Genomic DNA, 14677 nt, shown 5'->3' with positions numbered 1-14677 from the left:
ATAATAATTTATTGAAAAATTCCTTCAAATTGCTCATTATTCTCAAGTCGGCATATGCCGTCTTTATAGAAGGTAAAACAAACTGTATGGAATGGATCTTAGATCCGACAATCTGGGTAGGACTCTCCACCTTAATTGTTCTCGAAATCGTACTTGGTATTGATAACCTTGTTTTCATTGCTATTCTGGCAGATAAACTCCCAGCAAAACTAAGAGATAAAGCACGTATAACAGGCTTATTGTGTGCCCTTGTTATGCGAATTGTGTTGTTATTTAGTCTCTCTTGGCTTATCACTCTGACAAAACCTCTTATTACACTGTTTGATCATCCTTTCAGTGCAAGAGACTTGATCATGCTTCTCGGAGGGATATTCTTGCTGTTCAAAGCCACAATGGAGCTTAATGAACGGCTAGAAGGTAAAGATCACAACGAAGGGAAACAACGCAAAACGACCAGCTTTTGGTCTGTCGTTGCACAAATTATCGTGCTGGATGCGGTATTCTCGCTTGACTCAGTGATAACCGCTGTGGGTATGGTTGATCATTTAGGTGTTATGATTGCGGCTGTTACTATTGCAATGTTCTTGATGATCCTTGCAAGTAAGCCTCTAACAAATTTCGTCAATAACCACCCAACTATTGTTATCTTGTGTTTAAGCTTCTTGCTGATGATTGGTTTTGCATTAGTTGCCGAAGGCTTTGGCTACGCCATTCCAAAAGGTTACCTATATGCAGCGATTGGCTTCTCTATCATGATAGAAGTCTTTAATCAGCTTGCACAATTTAACCGTCGCCGTTTCTTATCGGCTTCTCGCTCTTTGCGTGAACGTACAGCAGAAGCGGTTCTACGTATTATTAATGGTAAACCTGAATCTTCTGAATTAGATCCTCACACATCTGATTTAGTCTCCAGTTCAGAAGAAGTGTTTGATCCTCAAGAACGCCAAATGATTGTACGTGTGCTTGGTTTAAGCCAACGTAATGTTAACAGTATCATGACGTCTCGCCATGATGTTGAATACGTAGACTTAAATGCAACACAAGATGATATTCGCCAATTATTGGAAAAGGATCCTCACTCTCGCCTAGTGATCACAGATGAACAATCTGGTGATGAACCTGTCGGTGTTGTTAATGTTATTCAACTACTGAATCAACAGTTGCGTAATGAACCTCTAAACTTACGTTTATTGGTCACTCAACCTTTGATTTTCCCTGAAGGTTTATCTTTACTGCAAGCGTTAGAACAGTTCCGCAGTGCTCACACTCACTTCGCTTTTGTTGTAGATGAATTTGGTTCAGTAGAAGGGATCGTGACGCTGACTGACGTTATGGAAACTATTGCAGGTAACTTACCTGTCAGTTCTGAAGAAAACGATTCACGTCATGATTTGGTTCAAAACGAAGACGGTTCATGGACTGTAAACGGTTTTACACCACTTGAAGACTTAGTGCTTTATATTCCAATCAAACTGGATGAAAAACGTGAGTATGAAACCTTAGCAGGCTTATTAATGGAGCATTTACAACGTGTTCCAACTGTTGGTGAGAAGATCCTTATTGATGGCATTGAATTTGAGCCGTTAGAAGTGAACAACCATCGAATTAATAAAGTTCGAATTGTTGAACCTACACCAGAAGACGAAGAAAACGTTGACGAAGCGTAATCCCTGTCAAAATAGCAAAATATCCGCCTTTAAGGCGGATATTTTTTATCTGCATTTTATGTACCATAAAAAACGAGCTTTGTTTTCACACAAAGCCCGCCAATAAAATTTAAAATAATAATTTATTATTAATTCAATGAGTTAATAATTAACCTAATGTACTTGGTACAAGAATTTCAGTTGCAACAATAACAATAACCAGCCCTACTAATACGGGTACAGAAACACGCTTCATCACTTCAAAAGGTGAAATTTTTGCCATACCCGATACGGCAACGACAACACCAGAAACTGGTGATAATGTACGACCTAGGTTTGAAGCTTGTAACATTGGGATGGTTAAATAAGCTGGGTTAACACCCATATTGCTTGCTAAACGAGGAATTAACTCAACGAATGCATAGAATGGCGCATTACCAGAGCCTGTGGTCATTGCCGCTAACATGGTAATTAATACCAGTGCAATCATCATCACAATGGCACCTGAGCCTAATGACTGAGCACCTTCAATTAGCGCATTGATAAAGCCAACGGTTGTTAAACCTTGAGCGAATACCCCAGCAGCGACTAATAACATCACAACTTGTGCAAATGCATCTGCCATACCACGGTAAGCCACTTCTAAGCCTTCAAAAACTTGTTTTGCACTGAAACTACGAATAAATTCGATAACAGCCGCTAAAATCATACAGATAATAATAATGGCAACAATATGAAGTTCTGGTAACCATTTACCATCAAAAACGAGAACACCGATAATTGGCGTGAAAGGCAAAATTGCATAGAAACTTGGTGCGTGAGTTTTGATCTCATTCACGTCTAACATTTCTGTTTCGATATGCTCTTTACGGTCAAGATAACGCTGCCAGAAGAAGTGAGCGATACACATACCCATAATTGCAGCAATAGAGATAGGCAATGTGGTTTTAAATGCGAAATCAATCAGCGGCATTTGAGATGCTTCAGCAGCTAAAATAACATCACCTGATGTTGGCGCTAAGATAATAGAAGCTGGAGACGCACAGATTGCAGCAGCAGCTCCGCGGCTAATTCCCATATTCACCATAACAGGGAACAGCGTTGCCATTAATAACACACCTAAACCTGTTGCTGATGAAACAGCCAGTGACATCAAACATGCAACAATGTAAGCCGCAACCATCAGCAGATAAGGTGAGTTAATCATTTTCAGTGGGCGTGATGCTAATTTTACAACAACATCATTAGCGCCAATGTGCGTCATATAAGCAGCGAAACCACAAAGTATCATGATCATCATACCTAAATCGCCACCACGGCTCATTAGTAGATTTTTCACATACTCGACAATATCAATTAAGCCATAGCCTGTTGCAGTCGCACTCGCAGGTAAAACAGCCCTTCCCATAATTACGCTGATGATCAGTAATAACAGACCACCCGTCATTAAGACACCTGTTGCTGAATAGCCTTTTACGATATAACGTCCAACACCTACGGCAACGAAGGCGCCGATAAGAATTTCGATCATTTATTTATCCTGTCTAAAATAGTCATTTATAAAATGAAGTTTTTTATTTTTATCATCATTTTTGCGTTTAGTGCGATTGACACACTCTGCCCAAAGGCAACGTTGCAGTGTATGACATATATCAAAAAAAACGACTATTTTTTTACATATACATAGCACGAATGCTTACTTTTCATTCAAAACATAAATTAAATGATAGATATAAAGCAAAAAGCACACAATTATCAAAATAGTGTGCTTTTATTAAGAATGTGATGAAGTTAAAAATCGTGAAACTAGATTTTCTTCAATAGCTGATTAAGTGCTTTTACTTCAGGGCTTTCGGCATCTTGTTTATTTAGCCAATTATCGATAGCTTGCTTGGCTTTTTGCTGTAATTGATCGCGCAATAATTTTTCAATATTAAGTTCATATTGAATAGCATTCCAATCACCATAGAGTCTTAATGGAATTTCAATTTTAGCCAATTGACGGATAAATTCATTTTCTTTACCCCAACCTTTTTTGATATTAACAAGTAACATCACATCAAGATCATGGCGTTGAAGATCCACTTTGCCCTGCCCTTTAATTTGATAAGCCTCTGCTTGAGCATCAAGTGAATTAACGGTTACTTTTCCTTTTGGCGCTAACTTAAATTGGGCAATCACATTATCTGCTTGGGTATAACTTTCAATATCTTCAGGGTAAATCACTTTATCCGTCGCTTGAGCGACTGATTGCTGAATAACCTGTGGTACATTAAATCCCTGCATTTTAAATTGGGTAACAGAGGTATTAAGTGTACCTTGCCAATAACGATAAAAAGCTTTTCGGTTATATCCCGTTCCTTCTAAATTCCCTTTTGCTGAAATTAATCCACTGAAATTTTCAGGTTGATTAAAGACACGCAATAGTGGCTCTAATGGAATATTGTTCATTGTGATATCCATGCTGATATGCGCTGGCACAATGCTTGTTGAGATAACCGTTGGCAGTGAAAAATCACCTTGAAGGATTTGCCCTGTTAAGGTTTGAATATTCAGTGAATTAGGGTTATTTAATGCATCAAGTTTAAAATTATTAATCTCTAAATCTTTATAGAGAAGCTTATTCAGGGCTAATTTCAGTGTAAACTCAATATCACCCCAACTCGTTAGATCATATTCTTTATTTTCAATGGTAACTGAAGTAATAACCGGTTTTGCCATAATGGTGGCATTCGGTGCGGGTGCCGCATGGGCTGTACTAAATAATGAAAATGAAGGAGGTATATGATTATCAGTCGTTGGCACTAATAACGCATTTTCTGATACGTTAGCTGTTGCTAATTCTGGCAATAAAGTATTTAAATTTAGCATTTCACTTTTTAAATCAACTTGATAGCGAGTAGCATCTGCAAATTCTGCACTGATATTACCTTGCAATTGACTATCATTAGCTGTGAGATTTAAGTTCTCAAGTGAAACTTTTCTTATGCCCTCATTTTGGATCGTAAAATCTGAAGTTAAACTTCCTACAATTCCATTTTCAGGGATCTCGACTCCTGATAAAGCGTAATCTAACTGTGTGATCTTACCCGTAACTTGGTAAGGATAGCTGTTCATATCCACATCAGCAGCAACATTTAGCGTGATCTCACGACGGTCACGATTCACTTTCGTGCTCATTTCAAGACTAACTTGTTTTTTCTCGTCTGTTTTCAACGATAAATCAATATCACGTAAATTAAGTTGCTCACCGTCTTTCATTTGCCAAATAATTAAGCTGTCTGAAATTTTTACTTTGGCGATATTCAACTGCCAATTATTGGCTCTAGGTTCGACAACTGGGTGAGAAATATCTCGAGGAGTAGAAGGCGGTGATATTTTAGGAATAGCTTTACTTTCAGGTGTTTGGCGAACTACGGCACCTTTAAGCATGACTTCTTTTACTTCAAGTTGATGAGAAAGTAGCGGTAATAACTCAACATCAAGACGCATATTATCGGCAGTAATAAAAGGCATTTCAGCACCTGGTGCTGTCAATGACATTTTACCACTGATAATGCTTAACTTTGGCCACACATGCCAACGCATATCATCTTGTAATGTGAGTTTATAACCGCTTTGTTTTTCGACCCTTTCAACAAGGTATCCACGGAAATCATTCGGGTTAATGAGTAAAACTAACGCTGTTAAGCCTGCCAAAATAACCACAAGCAAGATAGCCAGTGTTGTCAAAAACCTTTTCATATAATTACCCGCTTAGTGAACATGATAATGATGATTATAAAGATAGTTAATCTTCACTAATCCGACTACCAACAGCACCTTGTTGATTTTTATATTTTGCATCTTGACGACGATTATAAGGTCTATCAGCAGAACCAGACATAGGTTCAAAGCTTAATGCACCAATAACCATACCTGGTCTTAATGCGAGAGGAAGTTTACCTGAATTAAAAAATTCTAATACGATTTGTCCATGCCAGCCGGGATCAATACGATGTGCGGTAACATGTACCATTAAACCTAAACGGGCTAATGATGAGCGTCCATCTAACCATCCAACAACATTATCAGGCAAAGTGACTGACTCAAGTGTCACCGCTAACGCTAATTCACCCGGATGTAAGAAAAATGCTTCACCTTCAGGTAACACAATTTCATCACTCATTACACGTTCTAGCGCAGCGTTCACTTCAGCCTTAGGGCCACTCAAATCAATATAAGCAGCAGTATGACCTTGGAAAACACGAAATTGATTTCCTAAGCAAACATCTGCTGTTGCGCCGTTAATTCGCTCGACGGGCGGGCGGGGTTCAATGACTAATTTACCTTCATCCAGCCACTGAATAATATCACGGTCGCATAATCGCATTTTATTTCCTTCTTCAAGTTAAACAGGCAGTTTCATCATGCATGAAAGCTGCCCACAAATGAACCTATTATTCGCAGAACTGCCCAATTTTTGCTTTCAGAATATCAATCGCAACGCGGTTTTTACCCCCTCTAGGTACAATAATATCGGCATATTGTTTAGAAGGTTCAATAAACTGGAAGAACATAGGACGAACGGTTTTATTATATTGTTCAATGACTGAGTCTAAGCTACGTCCACGTTCATTCACATCACGTTTAATTCTACGCATTAAGCAAATATCTAATGGCGTATCAACAAAGATAGAGAAATCCATCTCTTCACGCAGGCGTTTATCTGTTAATAACAAGATGCCTTCAATGATAATAACTTTTTTAGGTTGAAAAGGAATGGATTCTGTTTTGCGAGTGTGAGCAACGTAGTCGTATTGAGGGAGTTCGATGGTTTTTCCTGCTTTTAGTTCACACAAATGCTGATATAAAAGTGCGTGATCCATCGAATTTGGGTGGTCATAATTGACCTTATATCGTTCTTCCATCGTTAAATCACTTTGGTCACGATAATAACAATCTTCTGGTATCACCCCGATATTATGATCACCTACTTGCGCTCTTAATTCGCGGTAAAGTGTACTTGCAATAAGACTTTTACCCGAAGCAGAAGCTCCAGCGATACCTACAATTGTGCACTGATGTGCTGTGTCAGCCATAATCAAAAACCTGGTTTGAAATAAAAAGAGGGATAACGTAATAATATGTAAATATTACGCTAGCGCAGATTATAGTTTTGAAATCACTCTGGTTCCAGCGTAAAACCAGAAATCTATTCGTTTTTTATCAAAAACAGTCGGAAATCGCATGTAAAAAATGGAAAGCCAAATAGCTCTCCATTTAAATCAGCAAATAACTCAACGTATTATTTTACTGTCATTACACTGCGCGGAAAGAAATTTCCGTTGGGATTGCATCGCCATCCCAATACATTTGAGCAGACACTGTTGATGCGATTTCGCGATAAATATCAGCAAATTCGCCTTCAGGATCACGCATCACTGTTGGTTGCCCGCGGTCTAAGTCTTCACGTAAAGAGATATGAAGAGGAACTTGACCTAATAATTGGCAATGATATTTCTCTGCCAATTTCGCCGCACCACCAGTACCAAAGATAGGTTCAAGGTGACCACAGTTACTACAAATATGCGCGCTCATGTTTTCAATAATACCTAATACAGGTACATTGACTTTCTTAAACATGACGATCCCTTTCATTGCATCCACCAGCGCGATATCTTGTGGTGTTGTTACCACAACCGCAGCGGTTACAGGGATATTTTGAGATAAGGTTAATTGGATATCACCTGTTCCCGGCGGCATATCGATAACGAGATAATCCAAATCAGGCCATAGCGTATCTTGGAGCATTTGCATTAATGCTTTGCTCGCCATAGGACCACGCCATACCATTGCATTATCATCTGTAACTAAATAACCGATAGAGTTAGATGCTAAACCATAAGCCATAATCGGTGCCATATGTTGTCCATCAGGAGACGTTGGACGCTCCATTGTGGTACCCAACATATTCGGAATAGACGGTCCATAAATATCAGCATCAAGAATACCTACTTTAGCACCTTCTTGTGCAAGAGCTAATGCAAGGTTAACTGCTGTACTTGATTTACCAACGCCACCTTTACCAGAGCTCACAGCAAGAATATTACGCACACCATTAACGCCTGGTAGATCATTTGCACGGCGTAAGGTTGAAATATTGTGCTTGAGTTTCCATTCAATGGCTTTTGCACCAGTGATGTTGCGAAGTTCAGCTGTTTTTTCTTCGATTAGGACTTGGAAAGGTTTTTTCCAAACAAATGGCATCACTAACTCGATATGAAGAACATCGTCAATCATCGCACATTGATGTAATGCTTTTAGAGAAAGCAGATTACGCTTCAATGTCGGGTGTTCAAAAGTAGACAAGACACCTGAAACTTTTTCGTTCAGAATCTCAGGGGTGGTCTGCTCGGGGGATTTATCACTCATCCCGGCTCCTCTCGTTTTCATTATTTATTAAATATATGAGTGCATCTATCATATCAGATAGTAGATGACTACGTTAATGCCTTACCTCAATTTGCCAACTGAAATTTCTCTTGCAAAAACTCGATTATTGCCCTAGCGACATCATGACGGATCGGTTAACATCAAAGTCCCTTTTATTAATTTTATGGAAGTAAGATCCTTACTATGTCTCACGTCGCGAATAAATTATTGGTAACCTGCGCGTTACCTTATGCTAACGGTTCAATTCATCTCGGTCATATCCTTGAGCACATTCAGGCAGATATCTGGGTCCGTTATCAACGAATGCGCGGCAAAGAAGTTCATTTCATCTGCGCTGATGACGCTCACGGCACTCCAATTATGCTGAAAGCTCAACAACTGGGTATTACGCCAGAAGCCATGATTGAAGAAATGAGCAAAGAGCATCAACAGGATTTTGCTGGTTTTAATATCAGTTACGACAATTATCACTCTACACACAGTGAAGAGAGTCGCCAATTATCGACTAAAATTTATCTTGCACTGAAAAAAAATGGTCACATCAAAAGCAAAACTATTTCTCAGCTTTATGATGAAGAAAAAGGCATGTTTTTGCCTGACCGCTTTGTAAAAGGCACTTGCCCTAAATGTAAAGCGCAAGACCAATATGGTGATAACTGTGAAGTTTGTGGCTCAACTTACAGCCCAACAGAATTAATTAATCCACGCTCTGTTGTATCAGGTTCAACACCTGTTATGCGTGAAACTGAACACTATTTCTTCGACTTACCTGCATTTAGCAACATGTTACAAGAGTGGATCCGCTCTGGTGCTCTGCAAGAGCAAGTTGCGAATAAAATGCAAGAGTGGTTTGACAGCGGTTTACAACAGTGGGATATCACTCGTGACGCACCTTATTTTGGATTTGAAATCCCAGATGCACCGGGTAAATATTTCTATGTATGGCTAGATGCACCAATCGGCTACATGAGCTCTTTCTTAAACTTATGTGAAAAGCGTGGTGATTTAAGTTTTGATGAGTTCTGGAATAAAGACAGCAAAGCAGACCTTTATCACTTTATTGGTAAAGATATCGTCTATTTCCACAGCTTATTCTGGCCTGCCATGTTAGAAGGCAGCGAATACCGCAAGCCAACCAACCTGTTTGTTCACGGTTATGTCACTGTCAATGGCGCGAAGATGTCAAAATCTCGTGGCACCTTTATTACAGCTCGTGCTTACCTTGATCATTTTGATGCAGATTGCCTGCGTTATTACTATGCGGCAAAACTTTCCTCACGCATTGACGATATTGACCTAAACTTAGAAGACTTTGTTCAACGTGTTAACAGCGATATTGTTAATAAAGTCGTTAACCTTGCATCACGTACAGCGGGTTTTATCAGCAAGCGTTTTGATGGCAAATTAGCTGATTCTTTAGATGATGCTAAGCTTTATCAACACTTTGTTGATATGAAAGAAACTATCGCACAGTCATTTGAAAATCGTGAGTTTGGTAAAGCAGTTCGTGAAATCATGGCATTAGCGGATGAAGCCAACCGCTATATTGATGAAAAAGCGCCGTGGGTTGTAGCAAAACAAGAAGGTCAAGATGCACAGCTACAAGCTATCTGTACAATGGGTATTAACTTATTCCGTGTACTGATGACATATCTGAAACCTGTTTTACCTTCATTAACAGAACGTACAGAAGCCTTCTTGCAAACTGAATTAACATGGGATGCGCTTGAGCAACCACTGCTAAATCAAGATATTACAAAATTCAAAGCACTGTTTAACCGCATTGAAATGGATAAAGCTAATGCAATGGTTGAAGCATCTAAAAGCACCATTGCACCAGTAAAAGAAGTGACTGGTCCATTAGCAGATGACCCAATTCAAAAAACCATCAACTTTGATGATTTTGCGAAAATCGATATGCGTATTGCTGAAATTAAACAAGCTGATTTTGTTGAAGGATCAGACAAGTTGCTGAAACTAATTTTGGACTTAGGCGGTGAAACTCGCCAAGTATTCTCTGGTATTCGTACAGCATACCCAGATCCAAAAGTGTTGGAAGGTCGTCTAACCGTTATGGTAGCAAACTTAGCACCTCGTAAAATGCGTTTTGGTATTTCGGAAGGCATGGTAATGGCAGCAGGCCCTGGTGATAAAGATATCTTCTTACTCAGCCCAGATTCTGGTGCAAAACCGGGTCAACAAGTGAAATAACAACCAAGATTCATTTGCCAAATAAATAAATGGCGGGGTTCTATAAGAGCCCCGCTCTTTTTTTATTGTGATCCGTAGCACACTTTCAAAATCGGTGTATGATAAATCTGTTAGTTGATTTGGGACACTTACTTATGAAATCTAAACGGGCACGAGTGCAGATTACACTTTGGCACTATCTACGATCTTTTTTGGTACTTTATCTTTGTCTTTTTGCAGGTAATCTTATTTCAGCCCTTTTGCCCTTTGCGGTTCCAGGCAGTATTGTTGGCTTACTGATCCTTTTTGGTTTACTTGCTTTCCAGCTTATTCCATTACGCTGGGTAAAACCGGGTGCCAATATTCTATTAAAAAATATGACATTACTCTTTATTCCTATCGGGGTAGCCGTCATGAACTATTATGATTTATTAAGTCAGCAACTCTTCCCGATTGTTTTAGCCTGTATAGTCAGTACCTTTGGTGTAATGGCATTGGTTGCTTATTGTTCACACTACGTTCATCGTGAACGCATTATTGTTGGTGCAAAACCAGACCAAGTTGAAGATGTTGTTGTAGCAAAAGAAAAAGACGACGATAAAGCGTTAAGTGAGAAGAAAAAATGTTAATGTTAATGAATATCTGGTGGTCACTTCCTCTCACCATAATCGTCTTTTATTTATCACGTAAACTTGCGGCTCGTTATAAATTACCAATATTAAACCCGTTGCTTATTGGTATTGCAGTTATTATTCCCATTCTATTAATCACGCACACACCTTATGAGCATTATTTTGCAGGTAGTCGTATTTTAAATGACTTACTGCAACCTGCTGTTGTTGCTTTAGCGATACCGCTTTACCAGCAATTACACCAAATTCGCGCACAGTGGAAATCGCTGATCAGTATTTGCTTTATTGGTAGTATTGCCGCAATGGTCAGTGGTACTGCAATTGCCTTATGGGCAGGAGCAACACCCGAAATTGCTGCATCAATTTTACCTAAATCAGTGACAACGCCTATCGCAATGGCTGTCGCAGATTCCATAGGTGGTATTCCTGCAATCAGTGCTGCATGTGTTATTGCAGTAGGTATTTTAGGTGCCATTTTTGGTCACACACTCTTTAAAATACTGCGTATTCCTACTCACGCATCTCGTGGTTTAGCAATGGGAACCGTTTCTCACGCAGTGGGAACAGCAAGAGCGGCTGAAGTCGATTATATTGAAGGTGCTTATAGCTCACTGGCATTAATGACCTGTGGGATTATTACTTCCCTTACAGCGCCATTTATCTTCCCTATTATTTTGCATCTTTATAGTTGATACCTTTCTTATTCTCCATTCTTAAATCCTCGATTTAATTAAATTTATTTCGGGGATTTTTACTATAAATTTGAGATACATCTCTCAATTAATGAATTTGTTGCAATTGTTTCATTGAAAATATGATTTTCATCACATATAAGAATGGGTAAAGATGCCTAGAATCTTATAATACAGAAAGATTAATGGGAGACTCATGTATGCATACTCGTTTTCAGGCAATTTGGTCAGATTTATCCCCTCAGTTACAACAAGCACTTGCTCCTTATCTTGAGCAGGATGAATTCCCTGCAATGTTTACGGCAGAACAGGTCAATGCCATAAAAACACAGTTACAATGTAATGATGATGCCTTAGCCCTAGCACTTCTACCAGTTGCCGCAGCTTGTGCTGTCGCGCCAATCTCTAATTTCAAAGTGGGTGCGATTGCTCGTGGCGAAAGTGGTAATCTCTATTTCGGTGCCAATATGGAATTTGCTGGCGCACCGCTACAACAAACGGTTCATGCTGAACAAAGCGCCGTGACTCATGCATGGTTACGTGGTGAATCTCGCTTAATCTCAGTCACCGTTAACTATACACCTTGTGGTCATTGCCGCCAGTTTATGAACGAATTGAACAGTGGCACCCATATTCAAATTCAGTTGCCGGGTAGAAAAATGGCAACATTAGGCGATTATTTACCTGATAGCTTTGGCCCGAAAGATCTCAATATCACCTCTTTATTAATGGACAAAGTTAATCACGGTTACAAAATTGATAACCCTAGTGAATTAGCACAACAGGCACTACAAGCTGCCAATCGTAGCCATGCTCCTTATAGTGGATCGCACAGTGGTATTGCTGTTCAAATGAAAAATGGCAAAATTTTCCAAGGTAGCTACGCTGAAAATGCCGCATTTAATCCAAGTTTACCGCCATTACAAGCGGCATTAATTTTATTAAATATGGCAGGTGAGTGTGTGATGGATATTGAATCTGCTGTCTTAATTGAAAAAGCAGAGACAATTTTAACTCAATGGGATGCAACACAAGCAACATTAACTGCTTTAGGTTGCCGCCAAATGCAACGCATCACTTTGTAAAAAGTTTTAACTTATTCCTCTAAAAATCTCTCCTAAAAAAAGCATCAGCATGTAAATTTTGCTGATGCTTACCAGAAAAAGTTGTAACAACCGTATCTATCTCTCATTTCCAAGCATAAAAATCATAAAAAAATAACATAAGCTGTACATATTTTTATTATTTTGTAGGATCTACAATTGTCATGTGACTAACTGCCTTACAAGAGTATTTTTCATGGAACTGGAACACGAAAGTAAACGCCCTCTCTACATCCCGTATGCAGGCCCAATCCTGCTTGAATTTCCCCTGTTAAATAAAGGTAGTGCTTTTAGCGATGAAGAACGCAGCACCTTTAACTTACATGGTTTACTGCCTGAAGCAGTAGAAACCATTGAAGAACAGGTTGAACGCGCTTATCGCCAATATCTTGATTTCAAAAACGATAACGATAAACATATTTACCTAAGAAATATTCAAGACACTAACGAAACTCTATTTTACCGTTTATTAGAATCTCACCTCACTGAAATGATGCCAATCATTTACACACCAACAGTGGGTGAAGCCTGTGAACATTTCTCCGATATTTATCGTCGCGCTCGCGGTTTATTTATCTCTTACCCTAACCGCGCCAATATCGACGATATGCTACAAAATGCCACTAAACAAAACGTAAAAGTGATTGTTGTGACTGATGGCGAACGTATTCTTGGTTTAGGTGATCAAGGTATCGGTGGTATGGGCATTCCTATCGGTAAACTCTCTTTATATACCGCGTGTGGTGGTATTAGCCCAGCTTACACCCTGCCTGTTGTGCTAGATGTGGGAACGAATAATCCACAACGCTTAAACGATCCACTGTATATGGGATGGCGTCATCCTCGTATTACAGGTGATGAATATAACGAGTTTGTCGATGAGTTTATCCAAGCTGTTAAACGTCGCTGGCCAAATGTTTTACTACAATTTGAAGATTTCGCACAAAAAAATGCGATGCCTTTATTAAATCGTTATCGTGATGAATTATGTTGCTTTAATGACGATATTCAAGGTACAGCGTCGGTCACTTTAGGTAGCCTAATTGCAGCAAGTCGTGCTGCGGGTCGCCAATTAAAAGATCAAACTGTCACTTTCTTAGGCGCAGGTTCTGCGGGTTGTGGTATTGCCGAGCAAATCATCGCCCAAATGAAATCTGAAGGTTTAAGTGATGAGCAAGCGCGTGAACGTATCTTTATGGTTGACCGTTTCGGCTTATTAACAGACAAACTGCCAAATTTACTTGATTTCCAAAGCAAACTTATCCAAAAAAGCGAAACTATTGCTGATTGGCAAACCGAAAGCGATGCTATTTCACTACTAGAAGTGGTTAAGAATGCAAAACCAACTATTTTGATTGGTGTTTCAGGACAAGCAGGCTTATTCACTGAAGAAATTATTCGTGAAATGCACAAACACTGTGAACGCCCTATCGTAATGCCATTATCTAACCCGACGTCTCGTGTAGAGGCGCGTCCTGAAGATATTATCAACTGGACTGATGGACAAGCTTTAGTGGCAACAGGTAGTCCATTTGCACCAGTTAAATACAAAGATAAAGAATATCCAATTGCACAGTGCAACAACTCTTATATCTTCCCAGGTATTGGATTAGGTGTTATCGCATGTGGTGCAAAACGTGTTACTGATGCCATGTTGATGGTGGCAAGTCGCGCATTAGCAGATTGCTCACCAATGGCAAAAGACGGTGATGGTTCTCTGTTACCTTTACTGGCTGATATTCAAAAAGTTTCGCGCTATATCGCAAAACAAGTTGCAAAAGAAGCACAAGTACAAGGTGTTGCTACTGTTACTTCTGATTCAGCATTAGAAGAAGCAATTGAACGTAACTATTGGTCACCAGAGTACCGTATTTACAAAAGAACCTCGTTCTAAGTAGTTTGAAACACTAAGTACCATTCCGAAAAGCGCGTCATTACTTAATATGAGGCGCTTTTTTCTTGCTTCCCTATCGCCGCTC

At 39.4% G+C, this 14677-nt stretch carries 11 protein-coding genes; 6 read left to right on the top strand and 5 right to left on the bottom strand.

What is annotated here, in order from left to right:
* The first annotated feature begins 86 nt into the window (after window positions 1-86).
* Window positions 87-1667, top strand: coding sequence for a TerC family protein (locus ACNART_RS07055; RefSeq protein ID WP_109373472.1), 1581 nt, complete (start codon window positions 87-89; stop codon window positions 1665-1667).
* A gap of 148 nt (window positions 1668-1815) precedes the next feature.
* Here ACNART_RS07055 and dcuC read toward each other — a convergent pair whose 3' ends face one another.
* The 5 genes from dcuC to apbC all read right to left on the bottom strand — a co-directional run bounded on the left by dcuC (window position 1816) and on the right by apbC (window position 8060).
* Complete coding sequence (gene dcuC / locus ACNART_RS07050; protein WP_198620469.1) at window positions 1816-3177, bottom strand: anaerobic C4-dicarboxylate transporter DcuC; 1362 nt, start codon at window positions 3175-3177, stop codon at window positions 1816-1818.
* Window positions 3178-3452: 275 nt separating this feature from the next.
* Complete coding sequence (gene asmA / locus ACNART_RS07045; protein WP_198620468.1) at window positions 3453-5390, bottom strand: outer membrane assembly protein AsmA; 1938 nt, start codon at window positions 5388-5390, stop codon at window positions 3453-3455.
* Window positions 5391-5436: 46 nt separating this feature from the next.
* Window positions 5437-6018 (bottom strand): dCTP deaminase, encoded by a 582-nt coding sequence (dcd, locus tag ACNART_RS07040; protein WP_006537532.1) that lies wholly within the window; start codon window positions 6016-6018, stop codon window positions 5437-5439.
* Between the two features lie 67 nt (window positions 6019-6085).
* Entirely contained in the window at window positions 6086-6727 is a 642-nt protein-coding gene (udk, locus tag ACNART_RS07035) for a uridine kinase (RefSeq protein ID WP_109373469.1), read from the bottom strand.
* A gap of 220 nt (window positions 6728-6947) precedes the next feature.
* Window positions 6948-8060 (bottom strand): iron-sulfur cluster carrier protein ApbC, encoded by a 1113-nt coding sequence (gene apbC, locus ACNART_RS07030; protein ID WP_036912151.1) that lies wholly within the window; start codon window positions 8058-8060, stop codon window positions 6948-6950.
* A gap of 204 nt (window positions 8061-8264) precedes the next feature.
* Here apbC and metG point away from each other — a divergent pair, with 204 nt between their 5' ends.
* The 5 genes from metG (at window position 8265) to ACNART_RS07005 (ending at window position 14592) form a co-directional block, all read left to right on the top strand.
* A complete protein-coding gene (gene metG / locus ACNART_RS07025; RefSeq protein ID WP_198632260.1) occupies window positions 8265-10292 on the top strand; it encodes a methionine--tRNA ligase in 2028 nt (675 codons plus the stop codon).
* A 134-nt stretch (window positions 10293-10426) separates the two neighbouring features.
* Window positions 10427-10900: a CidA/LrgA family protein gene (locus tag ACNART_RS07020; protein ID WP_198620466.1), complete on the top strand. Its 474-nt coding sequence runs from the start codon at window positions 10427-10429 to the stop codon at window positions 10898-10900.
* The gene (locus ACNART_RS07015) at window positions 10900-11595 is read left to right on the top strand and encodes a CidB/LrgB family autolysis modulator (RefSeq protein ID WP_100159648.1); all 696 of its coding nucleotides are present in this window, start codon (window positions 10900-10902) and stop codon (window positions 11593-11595) included. The genes ACNART_RS07020 and ACNART_RS07015 overlap by 1 nt, the downstream gene beginning before the upstream one ends.
* Window positions 11596-11795: 200 nt before the next feature.
* The gene (cdd, locus tag ACNART_RS07010) at window positions 11796-12680 is read left to right on the top strand and encodes a cytidine deaminase (RefSeq protein ID WP_198620465.1); all 885 of its coding nucleotides are present in this window, start codon (window positions 11796-11798) and stop codon (window positions 12678-12680) included.
* A 214-nt stretch (window positions 12681-12894) separates the two neighbouring features.
* Window positions 12895-14592 (top strand): NAD-dependent malic enzyme, encoded by a 1698-nt coding sequence (locus ACNART_RS07005; protein WP_196533004.1) that lies wholly within the window; start codon window positions 12895-12897, stop codon window positions 14590-14592.
* Window positions 14593-14677: the final 85 nt, after the last annotated feature.

It is taken from the genome of Proteus sp. LHD240705 (assembly GCF_047921555.1).
Classification (GTDB): domain Bacteria; phylum Pseudomonadota; class Gammaproteobacteria; order Enterobacterales; family Enterobacteriaceae; genus Proteus.
This window is presented reverse-complemented; position numbering and strand designations above follow the sequence as displayed.